This is a genomic window from Yersinia sp. 2540 StPb PI (genome assembly GCF_052217165.1).
In the GTDB taxonomy this organism is placed as follows: domain Bacteria; phylum Pseudomonadota; class Gammaproteobacteria; order Enterobacterales; family Enterobacteriaceae; genus Yersinia; species Yersinia enterocolitica_E.
Genome location: NZ_JAZGQC010000001.1, coordinates 1,000,357 through 1,019,869 on the forward strand (window position 1 = coordinate 1,000,357; position 19,513 = coordinate 1,019,869).

The window sequence follows — 19,513 nt, forward strand, 5'->3', positions numbered from 1 at the left end:
GCTATGCCGATTCATATTCTGCCACCACAGCTTGCTAACCAAATTGCCGCCGGTGAAGTGGTAGAGCGGCCTGCGTCGGTGGTTAAAGAGTTGGTAGAAAACAGTCTGGATGCAGGAGCCACCCGGATTGATATCGATATTGAACGGGGTGGCGCCAAACTGATTCGTATCCGCGATAATGGCTGCGGCATCGGCAAAGACGATTTATCACTGGCGCTGGCGCGCCATGCCACCAGTAAGATAAGTTCGCTAGAAGATCTGGAAGCTATCCTCAGCATGGGCTTTCGTGGCGAAGCACTGGCCAGTATCAGTTCAGTCTCACGTCTGATTCTGACTTCCCGCACTGCCGAACAAAATGAAGCCTGGCAGGCTTATGCGGAAGGGCGTGATATGGCCGTCACTATCAAGCCAGCGGCGCATCCAGTGGGGAGTACCCTTGAAGTGCTGGATCTGTTTTATAACACGCCAGCGCGCCGCAAATTTATGCGCACTGAAAAAACCGAGTTCGGTCATATTGATGAAGTGGTGCGGCGCATTGCGCTGGCGCGCTTTGATGTGGCGATCAATCTGAGTCATAACGGTAAGTTAATGCGTCAGTACCGCGCAGCCCCTGACCCTTCACAGCACGAGCGTCGGCTGGCGAGCATCTGTGGCCCGGCGTTTTTGCAGCATGCACTGGCCATTTCCTGGCAACATGGTGATTTGACTATTCGTGGTTGGGTGGCTGATCCTGCCGCCAGTCGTACACTCAGTGAAATGCAGTATTGTTACGTCAATAATCGCATGATGCGTGATCGGTTGATTAATCACGCTATCCGTCAGGCCTATCAAGATTTACTCAAAGATGATCAACAACCCGCTTATGTTTTGTATCTGGATATTGATCCACATCAGGTGGATGTAAATGTGCATCCGGCGAAACATGAGGTGCGTTTCCATCAGGCGCGGTTGGTACATGACTTTATTTATCAGGCTGTTACCACTGTTTTACAGCAGACTGCCTCGCCAGTGCTAAATATCAATGAAGATGGTGAAGAGATAGAAGCACCACGCTGGCAGCCGGAAAATCGTGTGGCGGCGGGGGGGAATAAATATGCGCAACCGGAGCCTGCAAAAGCGCCAGCGGCAGAACGGACACGGGTTTCAGATAAAGTATCGTCTTCAGAACCCACGCTAGCGGCAGCGCGGTCTCCTGCCCGTGAACAGGCAGCACCTGGCTATAGCGCTGGGCAACCCTACCAAAAGCAGCAAGGCGAATTGTATCGTCAATTGGTGCAACCGGCCGCTGTGAGCCAAGCCATAGAACAGCCTGCATCGGTGCCAGCCCCGCGCTTTGCATCAGCAGATGAACCACTTCATGGCGATTATTACAGCTTTGGCCGAGTATTAACGGTATTCCCACCTTGCTATGCTTTGATTGAATATAAGCAAGGTGTGGCATTATTGGCACTGACTGTTGCCGAGCGCTGGCTGAAACAAGCTCAACTGAATCCGCCAGCCGAGGGTTTACGCCCTCAGCCATTACTTATTCCATTAAAACTGACATTAGATAAGAATGAGGCCGCAGCCTGTCTGCGCCATCAGAACTTATTGGTTACTATGGGGATAGAATTGACTGTTGAGCAGACAAGAGCCACTTTACGTGCGGTATCTTTACCATTACGCCAACAAAATTTACAAAAACTGATACCGGAACTGTTAGGCTATCTGTCGCAGCATGAAGAGATATCGCCAGATGTTCTGGCCACATGGATTGCCCGCCACCTTGGCAGCGAACATGAGGTTTGGAATATGTCTCAAGCGATACAGTTATTGACGGATGTGGAACGTCTTTGTCCGCAGTTGGTGCAATCACCGCCTGCTGGATTATTACAACCTATTGATATAAAGGCTGCATTGGCAACCCTAACACATGAATGATATTGAAAATCTAGACCGGCCACCGGCAATTTTTATTATGGGGCCAACCGCTTGTGGTAAAACAGCGCTCTCCATTGCGCTTCGTCAGCGGTTACCTGTGGAGTTAATCAGCGTCGATTCTGCCTTGATCTATCGTGGCATGGATATCGGCACCGCTAAACCTGGTGCTGAAGAACTGGCGTTAGCACCACACCGGCTGATTGATATCCGTGACCCGGCTGAATCCTACTCAGCCGCTGATTTCCGTAAAGATGCATTGAAAGAGATGGCCGATATTACCGCTGCCGGGCGAATTCCGCTGCTGGTGGGGGGGACCATGCTGTATTTTAAAGCGCTGTTGGAAGGATTATCTCCGTTGCCACCTGCAGACCCGCAAGTGCGCGAGCGTATTGAACAGCAGGCCGCTGAGCTGGGTTGGGAGGCATTGCATCAGCAATTGGCCAAGGTAGACCCGGTTGCTGCGGCGCGAATTCATCCTAATGATCCCCAACGGCTCTCTAGAGCACTGGAAGTTTTTTTTATTTCAGGTAAAACTTTAACGGAACTGACTAAAATTTCGGGTGAAACCTTACCCTATCGGGTTCACCAATTTGCGATTGCGCCTGTTAGCCGGGAACTGTTGCACCAGCGGATTGAATTACGTTTTCATCAGATGCTGGATGCAGGGTTTGAAACAGAGGCTAGGGCGCTTTTTGACCGCGGTGATTTGCATACGGATTTGCCTGCCATTCGTTGTGTGGGATACCGGCAGATGTGGTCTTATCTGTCCGGTGAGATTGATTACGACGAAATGGTTTACCGTGGAGTTTGTGCGACACGTCAACTGGCAAAGCGCCAAATGACTTGGTTACGGGGCTGGAGTTCAGTTCAGTGGCTCGACAGTGATAAGCCGGGAGAGGCTTTAGACTCTGTAATACAGGTTGTTAGTGCATAGGTTGAATGATTGTGTACAATTGATTAGTACTCAACGCGCGGATTTTTTTTACGCAGTTTATTTTCGAGCCGATAGGTTCTTAGTTAAAAACAACAAGCAAATAAGGAAAATATAGAATGGCTAAGGGGCAATCTTTGCAAGATCCGTTCCTGAACGCATTGCGTCGTGAACGGGTTCCGGTTTCTATTTATTTAGTGAATGGCATTAAACTGCAGGGCCAAGTTGAGTCTTTTGATCAGTTTGTCATTCTGTTAAAAAACACAGTCAGCCAGATGGTCTATAAACACGCCATCTCTACTGTAGTGCCTTCTCGCCCGGTTTCGCATCACAGCAATACGCCGAGTGGAAGCACCAATAATTATCATGGTAGTAATCCGTCTGCGCCGCAACAACCGCAGCAGGATAGCGATGACGCTGAATAAAGCGCATTGCTGGTCGACCATGACGGGGAACATAAACAACGGATTCGGGTTTATGTTCTCCGCACTAGCGGTTTTAATCCGTTTGAGAGGTTGCACGTTTGTTTGACCGCTATGAAGCCGGTGAGCAGGCCGTACTGGTTCATATCTATTTCTCGCAAGACAAAAACTCAGAAGATCTGCGTGAATTTGAAGCGCTGGTATCTTCTGCGGGCGTAGAAGCTTTGCAAATTGTGACGGGTAGTCGCAAAGCACCGCACCCTAAGTATTTTGTCGGTGAAGGAAAGGCCGAAGAAATTGCTGACGCGGTGAAAGCCAGTGGCGCGTCTGTTGTCTTGTTTGATCATGCCCTTTCTGCAGCGCAAGAGCGAAACCTTGAGCGTTTGTGTGAATGTCGGGTCATTGATCGTACTGGACTAATCTTAGATATTTTTGCCCAACGGGCCCGTACCCACGAAGGTAAATTACAGGTCGAATTAGCGCAATTACGCCATATTGCGACCCGTTTGGTACGTGGCTGGACGCATCTTGAGCGTCAAAAGGGGGGGATTGGCCTAAGAGGGCCAGGTGAAACCCAGTTGGAGACCGACCGCCGTTTGTTACGTGACCGTATCAGCTTGATTTTGAGCCGTTTGGAGCGGGTGGCAAAGCAGCGTGAGCAGGGGCGACGTGCGCGTACCCGTGCTGAAATTCCGACAGTATCTTTGGTGGGATATACCAACGCCGGTAAATCCAGCCTGTTTAACAAAATTACGGCAGCTGATGTTTATGCGGCTGACCAATTATTTGCCACGCTGGATCCTACTTTACGCCGTATTAATGTGGCGGATGTGGGCGATACAGTGTTGGCGGATACGGTAGGTTTTATCCGGCATTTGCCGCATGATTTGGTCGCTGCTTTTAAAGCGACATTACAAGAAACACGGCAAGCCTCATTACTGTTACACATTATTGATGCAGCAGACCCTCGGGTAACCGAGAATATGGCCGCAGTTGATTCTGTTTTGGCAGAAATCGAAGCGGATGAAATACCTACATTATTAGTAATGAATAAAATTGATTTGTTGGATGATTTTGTCCCGCGAATTGATCGCAACGAAGACAATCTGCCAGTCAGAGTTTGGCTTTCGGCCCAAACCGGCGCAGGGATCTCGTTGCTCTTTCAAGCGTTGACGGAGCGTCTTTCAGGTGAGATCGCACACTTTGAATTACGTTTGCCACCTCAGGCAGGTCGTCTACGTAGCCGTTTTTACCAGCTTCAGGCAATTGAAAAAGAGTGGATAGACGAGGACGGAAACGTCGGTATGGTGGTCAGAATGCCTATCGTTGATTGGCGTCGTCTCTGTAAACAAGAGCAAGATTTGGTCAGTTATATTATTAATTAGTCGGTGCGACTAATTAGTTGATTACCTGATCTTTTTTGTGAGATTAAGAGCCAGCTTCTTTGGCATGTGCTCTTGGCCTGAAGAAAACCAATCATAGAAGAATGGAGCTAAAACATGGCGTGGAATCAGCCCGGTAATAACGGACAGGACCGCGATCCGTGGGGGAGCAGCAATAATAATGGCGGCAACTCTGGCGGAAATAACAATAATAAAGGTGGTCGTGACCAAGGGCCGCCTGATCTGGATGATATCTTTCGAAAACTGAGCAAAAAACTGAGTAGCCTCGGTGGTAAAGGTGGCGGCAGCGGCAATGATAACAGTGGTACGACAAGAGGCCCTGGTTTCAGTGGCCGGATTGTGGGCATTGCTGTGGTTGCTGTGGTGGTTATCTGGGCGGCAAGTGGTTTCTATACAATTAAAGAAGCCGAGCGCGGTGTCGTTACTCGCTTGGGTAAATTAAGCCACATTGTACAGCCTGGTTTGAACTGGAAACCGACCTTTATCGATGAAGTAACGCCAGTTAACGTTGAATCGGTACGTGAATTGGCAGCGTCCGGCGTGATGCTGACTTCTGATGAGAACGTGGTTCGCGTCGAAATGAACGTGCAGTACCGTGTGACTGATCCGGCCGCTTATCTGTTTAGCGTGACTAACCCGGACGACAGCTTGCGTCAGGCAACTGACAGCGCAGTACGTGGTGTTATTGGTAAATACACCATGGACAAAATCCTCACCGAAGGCCGTACCATCGTTCGTAGCGATACTCAACGTGTACTGGAAGAAACTATTCGTCCATACAATATGGGTATAACGCTGCTGGACGTTAACTTCCAGGCGGCGCGTCCACCAGAAGAAGTTAAAGCGGCATTTGATGATGCGATTGCAGCCCGTGAAAACGAACAACAGTATATTCGTGAAGCGGAAGCTTACACCAACGAAGTCCAACCACGGGCGAATGGTCAGGCGCAGCGTCTGTTAGAAGATGCGCGTGCTTATGCCGCACGTAAAGTGTTGGAAGCACAAGGTGAAGTCGCAGGTTTTGCTAAGTTGTTGCCTGAGTATAAGGCGGCACCAGAAATTACCCGTGAGCGCCTATACATCGAAACGATGGAGAAGGTCCTCGGTCATACCCGCAAAGTACTGGCGAGTGATAAGGGTAATAGTCTGATGGTGTTACCACTGGACCAAATGCTGCGCGGCCAAGGTGCAGATAAGGCAGCGGATGGCAATAAAGACACAAGCCTGATTCGTCTGAATCCGCCTTCTTCTGCTAATAGCAGTCAAGAGTCTGGTGCAAGCAACGCCAATACCAGCTCAACCAGTGGCTCTATCATGGATCAGCGCCGGGCGAATGCTCAGCGTGATACTTCCACTCGCGTAGGGAGAGAATAACCAATGCGTAAGTCTTTTTTACTTATCGTCGTTGTGGTGTTAATCGCACTCTACGCTTCTCTGTTTGTGGTACAGGAAGGCCAGCGCGGCATCGTGCTACGCTTTGGCAAGGTATTACGTGATAGTGATAACAAGCCGCTGGTGTATGCACCGGGCTTGCACTTCAAGATACCGTTTATCGAAACAGTGAAAAGGTTGGATGCCCGTATTCAAACCATGGACAACCAGGCTGACCGTTTCGTTACCAACGAGAAGAAAGACCTGATTGTTGACTCCTATTTGAAATGGCGTATCAGCGATTTCAGTCGTTACTATCTGGCCACCGGTGGTGGTGATGTTTCTCAGGCCGAAGTGCTGCTGAAACGTAAGTTTAGTGACCGTTTGCGTTCTGAAATTGGTCGTTTGAACGTGCGTGACATCGTTACTGACTCACGTGGGCGTTTGACTTCAGATGTCCGTGATGCGCTGAACACCGGTAGTGTGGGTGATGAAGCTGTGACCACCGAAGCTGATGATGCAATTGCCTCTGCGGCAGCCCGTGTTGAGCAGGAAACCCGTGGCAAACAGCCTGCGGTTAACCCTAACAGTATGGCGGCGCTAGGGATTGAGGTTGTTGACGTGCGAATCAAGCAGATCAACTTACCGGCTGAAGTGTCTGATGCTATCTTCCAACGTATGCGTGCTGAGCGTGAAGCGGTAGCCCGTCGTCATCGTTCACAAGGTCAGGAAGAAGCAGAGAAGTTGCGTGCAACAGCTGACTATGAAGTAACACGTACACTGGCAGAAGCAGAACGTCAGGCGCGTATTACTCGTGGTGGCGGTGATGCAGAAGCAGCTCGTCTGTTTGCTGACGCATTCAGTAAAGACCCAGACTTCTATGCCTTCATTCGTAGCTTGCGTGCGTATGAAAACAGCTTCAACAGCGGCAATGATGTGATGGTTCTGAGCCCGGATAGCGATTTCTTCCGTTATATGAGGTCGCCGGATAACTCCAGCAAACGTCCATAACGGCTGTCGTTACAGCTCGTCTTGACCGTAACAGTAAGGCCCGTTAACGCGGGCCTTTTCCATTTGAGACAAACAATGAATTCAACCATCTTATTAGCATTGGGTCTGGTTTTGGTGCTCGAAGGGCTTGGCCCGATGCTGTACCCCAAAGCCTGGCGCAAAATGATTCAGGCGATGACCCAATTACCGGATGCCACTTTGCGCCGTTTTGGTGGCGGATTAGTGGTTGCTGGTGTGGTTATCTACTACATGTTGCGTAGCCGCATGGGTGGCTGAATGTAAGCACAAAAATTGTTCAGTTATGTGTTAAAAAGTACTGAAAGCAGCCGAATGAGATGTTAGAATCCTTTTTTAAGCAACCTGGTGATTTTTGAGATGGGTAAGAACGTCGTCGTACTGGGCACCCAATGGGGTGACGAAGGTAAGGGCAAGGTCGTTGACCTGCTGACTGAACGGGCTAATTATGTTGTGCGCTATCAAGGTGGTCACAACGCTGGCCATACTTTGGTTATCAACGGTGAGAAAACCGTTCTTCATTTAATTCCCTCAGGTATTCTGCGTGAAAACGTAACCAGCATCATCGGCAACGGTGTTGTATTGGCACCTGACGCTTTAATGAAAGAGATGACAGAACTTGAAGCGCGCGGTGTGCCTGTACGTGAGCGACTGTTACTCTCCGAAGCATGCCCATTAATCCTGCCTTATCATGTGGCTTTGGATAATGCGCGTGAAAAAGCACGTGGTGAAAAAGCGATTGGTACTACCGGCCGTGGTATTGGTCCTGCTTATGAAGACAAAGTTGCCCGCCGTGGTCTGCGCGTAGGCGATTTGTTCAACAAAGAAACCTTCGCTATCAAACTGAAAGAAATTGTGGATTACCACAACTTCCAGTTAGTGCATTACTACAAAGCTGACGCAGTTGACTACCAAACAGTGCTGGATGAAGTATTAGCTATTGCTGATATTTTGACCGCCATGGTGGTTGATGTTTCTGACTTGTTGGACAGCGCCCGCAAGCGCGGTGATCTGATCATGTTCGAAGGCGCACAAGGCACCTTACTGGACATCGATCACGGTACTTATCCGTATGTAACTTCATCTAACACCACTGCTGGTGGCGTAGCCACAGGCTCTGGCTTGGGTCCACGTTATGTTGATTACGTCTTAGGTATCGTTAAAGCTTATTCCACCCGTGTAGGTGCAGGTCCATTCCCTACCGAGTTGAATGATGAAACTGGCGAATTCCTGCGTAAGCAAGGTAACGAATATGGCGCAACAACAGGCCGTAGCCGTCGTACCGGTTGGTTGGATATCGTTGCAGTGCGTCGTGCCGTGCAGATCAACTCCCTGTCTGGTTTCTGTATGACCAAACTGGACGTGTTAGATGGTCTGAAAGAAGTGAAGCTGTGTGTTGGCTACCGCATGCCAGATGGTCGCGAAGTTGATACTACCCCACTGGCTGCTGAAGGTTGGGAAGGTATCGAGCCAATTTACGAAACCATGCCAGGCTGGTCAGAAACCACCTTTGGTGTGAAAGAACATAGCAAGTTGCCACAGGCAGCCCTGAACTACATCAAACGAGTAGAAGAGCTGACCGGGGTTCCGGTTGATATTATCTCTACCGGTCCTGATCGTGAAGAAACCATGATCCTGCGCGATCCATTTGATGCATGATTCGTTTGATTTATGATTAAGTGGCTAACCGCCAAATAGTCAGAATTCAGACTTTAATAAGCCGGGCTTAAGTCCGGTTTATTGTTTATACCCGTCATACTTCAAGCTGCATGTGCGTTGGCTACGTTCGTTACTCGGCCCGTCCATGGGCCTCGCCTCTGCGAGGCTGCTGCAAGCAGCGTTCAAATCGGTTCCTGACCGATTTGTCACCCGAATCACTTACCTCATGTAAGCTCATCGGGGTTCTCTCTCTTGCCGCCTTCCTGCAACTCGAATTATTTAGGGTATATACCCGTTATACATTGTTAACTGCAAAGCCAGCTATTTTGGGTATAATTAGATGCAGAAGTGACCTCGGATATGCCGTTTTATACCAAAAGCGCCACCCTTCACCTAAATGATTAGCCGCAAGCTTTATGGCTGGTTTATCATTCAAAGAATATATCCGTCATACTTCAAGTTGCATGTGCGTTTGGCTGCCTTCATTCACCCTAATCACTTACTGATGTAAGCTCTTGGGGATTCGCTTAGTTGCCGCCTTCCTGTAACTCGAGTTATGTAGGATATGAGTTTTCTGAATCACACTTATAACCTATCCAAAAAGTGTTATTTCCGATGGGGTTAAGCCGGGTAAATTGATACTCAGGGGTATACGTGCAGTTAACAAGTTTTACTGATTATGGTTTGCGGGCGCTTACTTATATGGCCTCGCTACCGGAAGGCCAAATGACCAGCATTTCTCAGGTAACTGAGGTATATGGCGTGTCTCGCAATCATATGGTTAAAATAATCAATCAGTTGAGCCGTGTCGGTCTGGTGACCGCCGTGCGGGGCAAAAATGGTGGTATACGGTTGGGTAAACCGGCTAACCAAATTCTAATTGGTGATGTTGTGCGCCAACTGGAGCCACTGTCTCTGGTGAATTGCAGTAGTGATTTTTGCCACATAACACCCGCTTGTCGTCTGAAACAAGTGCTTAATCAGGCGGTACAGAGTTTCCTTAACGAGCTGGATAACTATACTTTGGCTGACATGGTTAAAGATAATTCCCCGCTCTACAAACTGTTACTTGTTGAGTAGATTTTTGCTTAATCAAAGATATATATACCCAAAGAACTTGGAGTTGCAGGTAGGCTGCCAGTAAACGAATCCCGATGAGCTTACACTGGTAAGTGATTCGGGTGAGAGCGCGCAGCTAACACCCCTGCGACTTCAAGTACGCAGGGTATAAGACCTGCTGCTGACAACGGAGGAACCGCAATGTCACAAGATCCATTCTTGGAACGAGAAGCAGAAAAATATGAGTCACCGATCCCTAGTCGGGAATTCATTTTGGCTCATCTCGCGAAGCGCGAAACACCTGCCAGCCGTGAAGAGCTGGCCAATGAACTTAATTTAACCGGCGAAGAGCCTTTAGAGGCACTGCGTCGCCGCCTGCGCGCTATGGAGCGCGATGGGCAATTGGTCTTCACCCGTCGTCAGTGCTACGCCTTGCCTGAGCGTCTCGACTTACTGCGTGGGACTGTTATTGGTCACCGTGATGGTTTCGGCTTTTTACGCGTTGAAGGCAGTAAAGACGACCTGTATCTCTCCGCAGAACAGATGAAAACCGCCATTCATGGTGATGTGGTATTGGCCCAAGCAGTTGGCGCAGACCGCAAAGGTCGCCGTGAAGCGCGTATTGTGCGCGTATTAGTACCGAAAACCAGCCAGATTGTTGGTCGTTACTTTACTGATGCCGGTACCGGTTTTGTGGTACCAGATGATGGTCGATTGAGTTTTGACATTCTGATCCCGCCAGAGGCAATCAACGGTGCGCGGATGGGTTATATGGTGGTGGTCGAGTTGACTCAGCGCCCGACCCGCCGGACTAAAGCGGTAGGTAAGATTGTTGAAGTGCTCGGCGAGAACATGGGCACCAGCATGGCGGTGGATATCGCACTGCGTACCCATGAGATCCCCCATACCTGGCCGCCACAAGTTGAAAAACAAGTTGTGGATCTGAAAGAACAAGTACCGGAAGAGGCGAAAAAAGGGCGGGTGGATTTACGCAACCTGCCATTGGTCACTATTGATGGTGAAGATGCCCGCGACTTCGATGATGCTGTTTACTGCGAGAAGAAACGCGGTGGTGGCTGGCGCTTGTGGGTGGCGATTGCTGATGTCAGCTATTATGTGCGCCCGCGCACCGCGCTGGATGATGAAGCTCGCAGCCGTGGTAACTCGGTTTACTTCCCGTCGCAAGTGGTTCCGATGCTGCCGGAAGTGCTCTCAAACGGCCTTTGCTCCCTGAATCCGCAGGTAGACCGCCTGTGCATGGTGTGTGAGATGACCATCTCCTCACAGGGTAAGCTGTCGTCGTATAAGTTCTACGAAGCAGTGATGAGCTCCCACGCACGTCTGACCTACACCAAAGTGTGGCGGATTATTGATGGTGAAGAGACACTGCGTGAGCAATATAAGCCGCTGGTACCGCATCTGTTAGAACTGCATACCATGTATAAAGCGCTGGATCAGGCCCGTGCTGAGCGTGGTGGTATCGCGTTCGAAACCGAAGAAGCCAAGTTTATCTTCAACGCTGAACGGCGCATTGAACGAATTGAATCGACGGTGCGCAATGACGCGCATAAGTTGATTGAAGAGTGCATGATTTTGGCGAATATTGCAGCCGCTCGTTTTGTCGAAAAACACAACGAACCTGCATTATTCCGTGTACATGACCGCCCAAGTGATGACCATATCTCCGCACTGCGTAGCGTGCTGAATGAACTGGGCCTGACCTTAGGTGGCGGCTTGAAGCCAGAGCCGAAAGATTACGCTGTACTGATGGATGAAGTTGCCGATCGCCCGGACCATGAAATGCTGCAAACCATGTTGCTGCGCTCAATGAAACAGGCAATTTACGATCCAGAAAACCGGGGTCACTTTGGCCTGGCATTGGCCTCTTATGGCCATTTCACCTCACCAATCCGCCGTTATCCCGACTTGGCGATGCACCGCGCTATCAAGTACCAGCTCGCCAAAGAGCAAGGCAATCAGAAAGAGCGCTGGACACCAACCGGTGGCTGGCACAGTGAATACGAAGATATGCTGCAATTGGGCGAACACTGCTCAATGACTGAACGCCGCGCTGATGAAGCTACCCGTAACGTAGCGGACTGGCTGAAGTGTGATTTTATGCAGGATCAGGTTGGTAAAGTCTTCACCGGGATCATTGCCAGTGTTACCGGCTTTGGTTTCTTCGTGCGTTTGGATGATCTGTTTATTGATGGTTTGGTGCATGTTTCCAGCCTGGATAATGACTATTACCGTTACGACAACATCGGCCAACGTCTGATCGGCGAATCCTCAGGTCAGGTTTACCGCTTGGGTGATACCGTAGAAATTCGGGTTGAGGCGGTACATATGGATGAGCGCAAAATTGACTTTGCTCTGGTCTCCAGTACCCGTAAGCCGCGCGGTGAGGGTAAAACAGCCCGTGATAAGGCGAAGAAAGCTGATGGGCAGCGCACGATGCGTGATACCTCAACCGGTCGTGGTGGGCGTGGCAGTTCATCTGGTGCTCCGCGCCGTGATGGCGCGCCAGCCGGTGGTGGTCAGCAACGGCCTCGTCGGGCAAAAAAACCAGTGAACTTCGAGCCGGATAGTGCATTCCGCCCAGCAGATGCCGCCGCTAAGCCGGACGATAAAGCGCTGGCTGAGAAAAAAGCCAAAGCGAAAGCAAAACGAGCGTCCGCTAAAACCAAAAAAATTGCCGCCGCCACCAAGGCCAAGCGTGCGAAGAAGAAAACCAGCAGCGACCAGTAATGGCCTGCTGATTGTCGGGTGGCTTTGGTCACCCGCATTAATTTAATCATTTATACCCGTCATACTTCAAGCTGCATGTGCGTTGGCTACGTTTAATCACCCGAATCACTTACAACACCGTAAGCTCATCGGGATTCTCTCACTAGCCGCCTTCCTGCAACTTGAATTATTTAGGGTATATGTTTAATCATTTATTATAAAAGAGCATCATGAGCGAAATTATTTACGGTATTCACGCCGTCAAAGCCCTGCTAGACAATGATCCGCAACGGTTCCTGGAAGTTTTTATTCTGAAGGGCCGTGATGATCGCCGTCTGCAACCTTTGGTCGCGGAACTGGAAGCTGCCGGTTTAGTGATTCAGGTGGCTAGCCGCCAATGGCTGGACTCCCAGGTTGAAGGGGGTGTCCATCAGGGGATCGTAGCGCGAGTGCGTGAAGGGCGTCAGTATCAGGAAAATGACTTACCTGCCCTGCTGGAAAGTGTGGATATGCCGTTCTTGCTGGTGCTGGATGGCGTAACTGACCCGCACAATCTCGGTGCATGTTTGCGTAGCGCCGATGCCGCTGGTGTCCATGCGGTTATTGTGCCACGCGATCGTTCAGCGCAGCTTAATGCTATTGCCAAGAAAGTGGCCAGTGGTGCCGCTGAGAATGTGCCATTGATTAAAGTGACTAATCTGGCGCGTACCCTGCGGTTACTGCAAGAACACAATGTCTGGATTGTTGGCACTGCCGGTGAAGCAGACCACACCTTGTATCAGAGCAAAATGACTGGCCCGATGGCGCTGGTGATGGGGGCTGAAGGTGAAGGCATGCGCCGTTTGACCCGTGAGCATTGCGATGAACTGATCAGTATTCCAATGGCGGGTACGGTTTCTTCGCTAAACGTCTCGGTTGCCACTGGGGTTTGCTTATTTGAAGTTGTGCGCCAGCGAGCATTGAAAGCGTAATATCTCTTTTGCTATTGAGTTCAGAAAGCCAGCATTTACGGATGCTGGCTTTTTTATAGGGATTTTAATTAAATCATCAGTGATATAGAGGGCTTTCATCCCCGTTTGTGATGAGCCTGCCAGCAAAAATTCGCGCCTGCACCATACTTAACCCTGATTTATGAATGCCGATGGTACAGTTACTTTGGATAGAGTACCGAAATGGAGGAAGGTATGGAGTGGCAGACTCACTTGGTTTTCAATCAGCCGGAGCCATTATCGAACAGTAATTTATTTTTGTCTGACATGGCGTTGCGGGAAGCCGTGATGCGTGAACACGCTGGTTGGGATGGAGAGACTCTCTCTTTGATCGGGCTACAATTGGGATCACAGGAGTCTCTTGAACTTGGGCGGCTGGCAAACACCAATCCTCCTGAGTTATTGCGCTACGATGCTATCGGGCAGCGGTTGAACCAAGTGCGATTTCATCCCGCGTGGTATATGTTAATGCAAGAGCTGGTCAATCATCGCCTGCATAATCTACCGTGGCAGGAAGATGCTCGAATCGGTTCTTTTGCCGCCCGTGCGGCGCGTTTTATCCTGCATGCGCAGGTGGACGCGGGCACGCTCTGCCCAATAACCATGACCTTTGGTGCTATCCCACTACTACAGCAAACGCTCCCTCCACTATTTCAAAACTGGCTATCGCCACTACTTTCTGATCGCTTTGATCCCCATCAGTCCATTGGTAGCCAGAAACGGGGCTTGTTGATAGGAATGGGCATGACAGAAAAACAGGGTGGCTCCGATGTACTCAGTAATACTACCCGGGCTGAGCCGCTGGAGGGGCGGGGCAATGGTGAGGCTTATCGTCTGGTGGGGCACAAGTGGTTTTTCTCTGTACCACAAAGTGATGCACACCTGGTGTTGGCGCAGACCGATGGCGGGCTATCCTGCTTCTTTTTGCCTAAAATATTGCCGGATGGCAGCTATAACGCCATTCGATTAGAACGGCTGAAAGATAAACTTGGCAACCGCTCCAATGCCAGCAGTGAAGTTGAGTTTGATAATGCGACTGCTTGGTTATTGGGGGATGAGGGCGACGGTGTGCGCCAAATTTTAAAAATGGGGGGCTATACCCGTTTTGATTGTGCACTGGGTAGCCATGGTCTGATGCGGCGTGCCTTCTCCGTCGCGCTGTATCATGCGTGGCAGCGGCAGGCCTTTGGTAAGCCACTGGTAGACCAGCCTTTGATGCGACAAGTGCTGAGCCGCATGGCATTGCGTCTGGAGGGGCATACAGCACTGCTGATGCGCTTAGCTAGCGCCTGGGAAAAGTCAGATGAGGCTCATGAGAAGATATTTAGCCGTCTACTGACTCCTGCGGCTAAATATCGGGTATGTGGGCAAGGCAGTGGGTTTGTTGCCGAGGCGATGGAGGTGCTGGGTGGGATTGGCTATTGTGAGCAGAGTGAACTGCCACGGCTCTATCGTGAAATGCCGGTAAACAGTATTTGGGAAGGTTCCGGCAATATCATGTGCCTTGATGTACTGCGCACATTTCGCAAACTACCGGCAGCCCTCGAGATGCTACAGCAGGAGTTCTATCCGGTTCGCGGGCAGAATCGATTGTTTGATCGTGGGTGGCGGCAATTACAGCAGCGGCTGAAAAACCCCAAAGAGGAACAAGGGCGGGCATTAACTCAGCAACTGTTCGATCTGTGTTGTGCTTCTCAGCTACTGCGTTTTGCCTCACCACCACTGGCCGATGCCTGGTGCCGCATGACCTTGGATCACCGTGATCAATATATGCTGCCGGAAGCGGTTTGCGCGCTACTGCTCAATCGCGGCAGCGGCTTTCAATAGGGAAATCAGCAGTCAGCAGCAATGAGTTACTTATACAGCAGTGCGTTGGCATACCAGGTGCCGGGATAAATGCTGTCGGACAACATAATAATCAAATAGTAGGGCGCGCCACTGGCATTAGCCCTACGTTGAATTTCGGCTTCTATATCCATCGGGCTACCAAATACCTGTGCTGAAACGGTGCCTACTTTTTGCAAATTAAGGCTCTGGGCGCGGGTAATTTCTTGTGCATAAGGCTGGATTGCAGGAGGGGGTGCTGGTGTCGTATGAAAAACACTACAACCCGAAAGCCCGAGCGCCAGCAGCAAAACCCCCATCACACGTTTTATCTTCATTTATTGCCTCTTTATCAACGGCGCGGTTACCGTAGTACCCCAAGGTGAAGCGTAATATCTTGGAAGAAATTGATTTAAGACTTTATATCCTCATTTTGGCACACTGCCTTGTTCCTTGGGTATATTACGCTGGTTTTTCCTGTTTACGCTCCGCTGCATCAATAAAGGATTTTTGCCATGATTGAGATATCGCTGGAAAATATTAATGGTATTGAGGTGATTCATGCTGCCCCTGCGGGTAAACGCCAGCAGCCGCTACCGACCATTTTTTTCTATCATGGCTACACCTCATCAAAAGAGGTCTATTCCTACTTCGCCTATGCCTTCGCACAAGCCGGTTTTCGCACCATCTTGCCAGATGCGGATATGCACGGTGCGCGGTTTAACGGTGATGAATCACAGCGCTTATCCTATTTCTGGGAGATCCTGAAATCAAACATTGATGAGTTGCCTGCGATTAAACAACATTATCAACAAGCAGGATTGATTGACGGTGATCGCATTGGCGTGGCGGGGGCATCAATGGGCGGTATGACCACATTGGGAGCGTTTGCTCGCTATCCATGGGTGAAAGTGGCCGCAGACTTTATGGGGTCAGGTGATTTTACCTCACTGGCCCGCTCGCTGTTTCCGCCATTGAAAGCAGGGCAGCCGGTCAACGCTGCTGAATTTGAGCGCCGTTTAGCGCCGCTGGCGGATTATGAACTGCACCATCAGCTAGAAAAAATTGCAGAGCGGCCCTTATTGGTCTGGCATGGCGAGGCTGATGAAGTGGTGCCTGCAGCAGAAAGTACGCGATTGGTACAGGCGTTAAGGGCAAGCGGGCGCGCTAATCAGCTAACCTATATTACCGAGGCCGGTATTGGCCACAAAATTACCCCAAGTGCATTAAAGGCTGGAGTCACATTCTTCAGCAGCCACTTATAAAAAAGCCCCCAAAGGTCTGGGGGCAAGGGCATATCAAAGGGCTTTTTTGGTTGTTGGTCGTCGTATTCACTGGTGTTGTATCTATACTGCTGCGTCTAACGGTAAATCTCAGCATTGACCCGAATTGAGCTGTTGCTACCCGGCTCATGCATCTGAGTAATGTGGTATGCCGTAGCGCCGCGCTCATCAGCCATTTTGCTGATTTGTGCCACGGCGTCATCCGGTGACACCACATTATGGTTAAGAGAGATTTCGCCGATACTGACACGCTGCTGCTGCATCGCTTCCTGGCGGCTGATTTCTGTGGCGGCAAACGTGTTGGCGGATAGGAGCAAACTGACCGTGGCTGCGATGATGAGAGTGTGTTTCATAGGTGACTCCAATATCTTTTACCCGTCATACTTCAAGTGGCAGGCGCGTTGGCTGCCTTCGTTCACCCCAGTCACTTACTGGTGTAAGCTCCTGAGGATTTGCTCAGTTGCCGCCTTCCTGCAACTCGAATTATTTAGGGTATGTTTATATACTTTGAATAACTTTCGATTAACGCTACCGCTTAATATGCGGTGGATGTAAATAATTCTAGTCGCTTTTGTTAATTTAAAAATACGTAGTAATTGATTCACTTGGTCAAAAAAAATGAATGATATTTTCACTGAGCCAATGATTTTATTGAAAGATTTAATAGACTAATGGATCTACATCCATTGGTTATTTAATGAACAAAAAATGCCTTTTTAGCGAAGTAAGGGCCAGAACAAGAATAAATCCCCGTCAGTCCTTGAGTTTCAAACCGCCCGCAAGTATAGTTACGCGTCATTTTTCAGCCGCACACAAACACGTTCCTTGCCTCCATGGGCCGCGGTTGACCCTATCAGGAGGCTGAATAATCCGTAAGGAGCAATAATCGATGCGTCATTACGAAATCGTTTTTATGGTCCATCCTGACCAAAGCGAACAGGTTCCGGGCATGATCGAGCGCTATAGTGCAACTATCACTAATGCTGCTGGTACGATCCACCGTCTGGAAGACTGGGGCCGCCGTCAACTGGCTTACCCGATCAATAAACTGCATAAAGCTCACTACGTTCTGCTGAACGTTGAAGCCCCGCAGGAAGCGATCGATGAGCTGGAAACAAACTTCCGCTTCAACGACGCCGTTATCCGTAGCATGGTTATGCGCGTTAAACACGCGGTAACTGAAGCATCACCAATGGTTAAAGCGAAAGACGAACGCCGTGAGCGTCACGACTTCGCATCAGAAGCCAATGATGATTCTGAAGCTGGGGATTCTGAAGAGTAATTGCCGTGGTGACCACTAATCGTCTGGTACTTTCTGGCACAGTGTGCAAGACGCCGGTTCGAAAAGTAAGTCCTTCTGGTATTCCGCATTGTCAATTTGTGCTTGAGCACCGATCAACACAGCAGGAAGCCGGATTTAGCCGACAAACATGGTGCAGAATGCCGGTTATTGTCAGCGGACAAAAGTCACAAGCATTAACTCACAGTATAACGGTCGGCAGTCAGTTAACCGTTGAAGGCTTCATTAGCTGCCATCAAGGTCGCAATGGGCTGAACAAATTGGTTCTGCATGCCGAGCAGATTGAATTTATAGATTCTGGAGACTAGCCAAATGGCACGTTATTTCCGTCGTCGCAAGTTCTGCCGTTTTACCGCGGAAGGCGTTGTAGAGATTGATTATAAAGATATCGCTACGCTGAAAAACTATATCACTGAAAGTGGTAAAATTGTCCCGAGCCGTATTACCGGTACTCGCGCAAAATACCAGCGTCAGCTCGCCCGTTGTATCAAGCGCGCACGCTACCTGTCTTTGTTGCCGTACACTGATCGTCATCAGTAATCGGCCACTGTCCATTAACGACTTTGAGAGGATAAGGTAATGCAAGTTATTCTGCTTGATAAAGTAGCAAACCTGGGCAGCCTGGGTGACCAAGTGAACGTTAAAGCGGGCTATGCTCGTAACTTCCTGGTTCCACAAGGTAAAGCTGTTCCGGCAACGAAGAAAAACGTAGAGTTCTTTGAAGCACGCCGTGCAGAATTGGAAGCCAAATTGGCTGGCGTTCTGGCTGCTGCACAAGCTCGCGCAACCAAAATTAACGAACTGGGCAGTGTCACCATCGCTTCTAAATCTGGCGATGAAGGCAAACTGTTCGGCTCTATCGGTACTCGTGATATCGCTGACGCAGTAACTGCGGCTGGCGTTGAAGTTACCAAGAGCGAAGTTCGTTTGCCGAATGGCGTTCTGCGTACCACAGGTGATCATGAAGTTCACTTCCAGGTACACAGCGACGTGTTCGCTAAACTGAACGTGATCGTGGTTGCAGAAGCGTAAGTTACGCTGCTGTTAACCTGCTAAAACGCCAGCCTCGTGCTGGCGTTTTGCTATCTGGTGGTTGATGAAAATAGTCATCTGCATGTTTGGCTCAACACGAAAAGCTTAACCCGCCGCTAAAATTTCAAACTTGCACTCTTCGGCGGCAACACCGGAACACTGGTAAATTTCTAGAAAAGGATTTTGTTGATACACCCAGAGTGGTTGCCCACTGACCGATACTGACCAAGTTTTATTGCCGTAGAACATATCTATCTGCCTACCTTGCGCCTGCAAGTTATAGGTACACTTTTGAAACTCACCCTGTCCAACGATATTGTTTTTATCACTATCAATGATGATCAGCGCTTCACTAAAATTTTTAACTGAACTGTTTGGTGGAAGGGTACCTTGTAATATGCCAACCCATTCTTCATTACCTGCCGCAGGTGCATTGTAAACGCCACCAATCTGTTTAATTGTATCCACTGGCGGGCAATGCAACTGAGCTAAGGTACCAAACGAGGTGAATAGCATTAAAAAAGGTAATTTGTATTTCATATCATAGTCACTCCCTTTATTTCTACC

Annotated in this window: 20 protein-coding genes; 17 read left to right on the top strand and 3 right to left on the bottom strand. The window is 49.6% G+C overall.

All coding sequences use genetic code 11. The features are described from left to right. Nucleotides 1–3: 3 nt before the first annotated feature. The 12 genes from mutL to V1956_RS04550 all read left to right on the top strand — a co-directional run bounded on the left by mutL (nucleotide 4) and on the right by V1956_RS04550 (nucleotide 15,334). Nucleotides 4–1,920 carry a DNA mismatch repair endonuclease MutL gene (gene mutL, locus V1956_RS04495; protein ID WP_442824845.1) on the top strand — a complete coding sequence of 639 codons (1,917 nt, stop codon included), beginning with the start codon at nucleotides 4–6 and terminating at the stop codon, nucleotides 1,918–1,920. After that, complete coding sequence (gene miaA / locus V1956_RS04500; RefSeq protein WP_420070679.1) at nucleotides 1,913–2,854, top strand: tRNA (adenosine(37)-N6)-dimethylallyltransferase MiaA; 942 nt, start codon at nucleotides 1,913–1,915, stop codon at nucleotides 2,852–2,854. The genes mutL and miaA overlap by 8 nt, the downstream gene beginning before the upstream one ends. Before the next feature lie 116 nt (nucleotides 2,855–2,970). Continuing rightward, nucleotides 2,971–3,276: an RNA chaperone Hfq gene (hfq, locus tag V1956_RS04505; RefSeq protein ID WP_002209151.1), complete on the top strand. Its 306-nt coding sequence runs from the start codon at nucleotides 2,971–2,973 to the stop codon at nucleotides 3,274–3,276. 98 nt (nucleotides 3,277–3,374) lie between these two features. Further along, nucleotides 3,375–4,658 carry a ribosome rescue GTPase HflX gene (gene hflX, locus V1956_RS04510; RefSeq protein WP_083160975.1) on the top strand — a complete coding sequence of 428 codons (1,284 nt, stop codon included), beginning with the start codon at nucleotides 3,375–3,377 and terminating at the stop codon, nucleotides 4,656–4,658. A gap of 114 nt (nucleotides 4,659–4,772) precedes the next feature. Further along, a complete protein-coding gene (gene hflK, locus V1956_RS04515) occupies nucleotides 4,773–6,050 on the top strand; it encodes an FtsH protease activity modulator HflK (RefSeq protein ID WP_083160973.1) in 1,278 nt (425 codons plus the stop codon). A 3-nt stretch (nucleotides 6,051–6,053) separates the two neighbouring features. Beyond that, the gene (gene hflC, locus V1956_RS04520) at nucleotides 6,054–7,058 is read left to right on the top strand and encodes a protease modulator HflC (protein WP_083160971.1); all 1,005 of its coding nucleotides are present in this window, start codon (nucleotides 6,054–6,056) and stop codon (nucleotides 7,056–7,058) included. Between the two features lie 75 nt (nucleotides 7,059–7,133). Then, nucleotides 7,134–7,334, top strand: coding sequence for a DUF2065 family protein (locus V1956_RS04525; protein WP_005193214.1), 201 nt, complete (start codon nucleotides 7,134–7,136; stop codon nucleotides 7,332–7,334). Nucleotides 7,335–7,433: 99 nt separating this feature from the next. After that, nucleotides 7,434–8,732, top strand: a complete 1,299-nt coding sequence (locus V1956_RS04530; RefSeq protein WP_083160969.1) for an adenylosuccinate synthase — start codon at nucleotides 7,434–7,436, stop codon at nucleotides 8,730–8,732. A gap of 654 nt (nucleotides 8,733–9,386) precedes the next feature. Next, complete coding sequence (gene nsrR / locus V1956_RS04535) at nucleotides 9,387–9,812, top strand: nitric oxide-sensing transcriptional repressor NsrR (RefSeq protein WP_083160967.1); 426 nt, start codon at nucleotides 9,387–9,389, stop codon at nucleotides 9,810–9,812. Nucleotides 9,813–9,992: 180 nt separating this feature from the next. Continuing rightward, the gene (rnr, locus tag V1956_RS04540; protein WP_372557824.1) at nucleotides 9,993–12,539 is read left to right on the top strand and encodes a ribonuclease R; all 2,547 of its coding nucleotides are present in this window, start codon (nucleotides 9,993–9,995) and stop codon (nucleotides 12,537–12,539) included. Nucleotides 12,540–12,748: 209 nt separating this feature from the next. After that, complete coding sequence (rlmB, locus tag V1956_RS04545) at nucleotides 12,749–13,489, top strand: 23S rRNA (guanosine(2251)-2'-O)-methyltransferase RlmB (RefSeq protein WP_005193288.1); 741 nt, start codon at nucleotides 12,749–12,751, stop codon at nucleotides 13,487–13,489. Between the two features lie 201 nt (nucleotides 13,490–13,690). Continuing rightward, nucleotides 13,691–15,334, top strand: coding sequence for an isovaleryl-CoA dehydrogenase (locus V1956_RS04550; protein ID WP_442824846.1), 1,644 nt, complete (start codon nucleotides 13,691–13,693; stop codon nucleotides 15,332–15,334). Nucleotides 15,335–15,360: 26 nt separating this feature from the next. On the opposite strand, the gene bsmA is transcribed toward V1956_RS04550, so the two are convergent. Beyond that, nucleotides 15,361–15,669, bottom strand: coding sequence for a biofilm peroxide resistance protein BsmA (bsmA, locus tag V1956_RS04555; RefSeq protein ID WP_005193286.1), 309 nt, complete (start codon nucleotides 15,667–15,669; stop codon nucleotides 15,361–15,363). A 177-nt stretch (nucleotides 15,670–15,846) separates the two neighbouring features. Between bsmA and yjfP the strand changes: the two genes are divergently transcribed. Continuing rightward, nucleotides 15,847–16,596, top strand: coding sequence for an esterase (gene yjfP / locus V1956_RS04560; protein WP_372557826.1), 750 nt, complete (start codon nucleotides 15,847–15,849; stop codon nucleotides 16,594–16,596). A gap of 95 nt (nucleotides 16,597–16,691) precedes the next feature. Here the strand turns inward: yjfP and V1956_RS04565 are convergent, their stop codons facing one another. Beyond that, complete coding sequence (locus V1956_RS04565) at nucleotides 16,692–16,967, bottom strand: DUF1471 domain-containing protein (protein WP_372557827.1); 276 nt, start codon at nucleotides 16,965–16,967, stop codon at nucleotides 16,692–16,694. Nucleotides 16,968–17,503: 536 nt separating this feature from the next. Between V1956_RS04565 and rpsF the strand changes: the two genes are divergently transcribed. The 4 genes from rpsF to rplI are packed head-to-tail and all read left to right on the top strand — an operon-like array spanning nucleotide 17,504 to nucleotide 18,946. Next, nucleotides 17,504–17,896: a 30S ribosomal protein S6 gene (gene rpsF, locus V1956_RS04570; protein WP_002210153.1), complete on the top strand. Its 393-nt coding sequence runs from the start codon at nucleotides 17,504–17,506 to the stop codon at nucleotides 17,894–17,896. A 5-nt stretch (nucleotides 17,897–17,901) separates the two neighbouring features. Further along, nucleotides 17,902–18,222, top strand: a complete 321-nt coding sequence (gene priB, locus V1956_RS04575; RefSeq protein WP_049613473.1) for a primosomal replication protein N — start codon at nucleotides 17,902–17,904, stop codon at nucleotides 18,220–18,222. Nucleotides 18,223–18,226: 4 nt separating this feature from the next. Beyond that, on the top strand, nucleotides 18,227–18,454 hold the full coding sequence (rpsR, locus tag V1956_RS04580; protein ID WP_002210155.1) for a 30S ribosomal protein S18: 228 nt from the start codon (nucleotides 18,227–18,229) through the stop codon (nucleotides 18,452–18,454). 39 nt (nucleotides 18,455–18,493) lie between these two features. Continuing rightward, nucleotides 18,494–18,946 (top strand): 50S ribosomal protein L9, encoded by a 453-nt coding sequence (rplI, locus tag V1956_RS04585; RefSeq protein ID WP_372557828.1) that lies wholly within the window; start codon nucleotides 18,494–18,496, stop codon nucleotides 18,944–18,946. Nucleotides 18,947–19,051: 105 nt separating this feature from the next. On the opposite strand, the gene V1956_RS04590 is transcribed toward rplI, so the two are convergent. Continuing rightward, nucleotides 19,052–19,486, bottom strand: a complete 435-nt coding sequence (locus tag V1956_RS04590; protein ID WP_420074206.1) for a DUF3757 domain-containing protein — start codon at nucleotides 19,484–19,486, stop codon at nucleotides 19,052–19,054. Nucleotides 19,487–19,513 lie beyond the last annotated feature (27 nt).

Bases quoted from the DNA above. Each gene is read 5' to 3' on its own strand.
- mutL (WP_442824845.1), top strand. From the start codon at position 4: ATGCCGATTCATATTCTGCCACCACAGCTTGCTAACCAAATTGCCGCC.
- miaA (WP_420070679.1), top strand. From the start codon at position 1,913: ATGAATGATATTGAAAATCTAGACCGGCCACCGGCAATTTTTATTATG.
- hfq (WP_002209151.1), top strand. From the start codon at position 2,971: ATGGCTAAGGGGCAATCTTTGCAAGATCCGTTCCTGAACGCATTGCGT.
- hflK (WP_083160973.1), top strand. From the start codon at position 4,773: ATGGCGTGGAATCAGCCCGGTAATAACGGACAGGACCGCGATCCGTGG.
- hflC (WP_083160971.1), top strand. From the start codon at position 6,054: ATGCGTAAGTCTTTTTTACTTATCGTCGTTGTGGTGTTAATCGCACTC.
- V1956_RS04525 (WP_005193214.1), top strand. From the start codon at position 7,134: ATGAATTCAACCATCTTATTAGCATTGGGTCTGGTTTTGGTGCTCGAA.
- V1956_RS04530 (WP_083160969.1), top strand. From the start codon at position 7,434: ATGGGTAAGAACGTCGTCGTACTGGGCACCCAATGGGGTGACGAAGGT.
- rnr (WP_372557824.1), top strand. From the start codon at position 9,993: ATGTCACAAGATCCATTCTTGGAACGAGAAGCAGAAAAATATGAGTCA.
- rlmB (WP_005193288.1), top strand. From the start codon at position 12,749: ATGAGCGAAATTATTTACGGTATTCACGCCGTCAAAGCCCTGCTAGAC.
- V1956_RS04550 (WP_442824846.1), top strand. From the start codon at position 13,691: ATGGAGGAAGGTATGGAGTGGCAGACTCACTTGGTTTTCAATCAGCCG.
- bsmA (WP_005193286.1), bottom strand. From the start codon at position 15,669: ATGAAGATAAAACGTGTGATGGGGGTTTTGCTGCTGGCGCTCGGGCTT.
- yjfP (WP_372557826.1), top strand. From the start codon at position 15,847: ATGATTGAGATATCGCTGGAAAATATTAATGGTATTGAGGTGATTCAT.
- V1956_RS04565 (WP_372557827.1), bottom strand. From the start codon at position 16,967: ATGAAACACACTCTCATCATCGCAGCCACGGTCAGTTTGCTCCTATCC.
- rpsF (WP_002210153.1), top strand. From the start codon at position 17,504: ATGCGTCATTACGAAATCGTTTTTATGGTCCATCCTGACCAAAGCGAA.
- rpsR (WP_002210155.1), top strand. From the start codon at position 18,227: ATGGCACGTTATTTCCGTCGTCGCAAGTTCTGCCGTTTTACCGCGGAA.
- rplI (WP_372557828.1), top strand. From the start codon at position 18,494: ATGCAAGTTATTCTGCTTGATAAAGTAGCAAACCTGGGCAGCCTGGGT.
- V1956_RS04590 (WP_420074206.1), bottom strand. From the start codon at position 19,486: ATGAAATACAAATTACCTTTTTTAATGCTATTCACCTCGTTTGGTACC.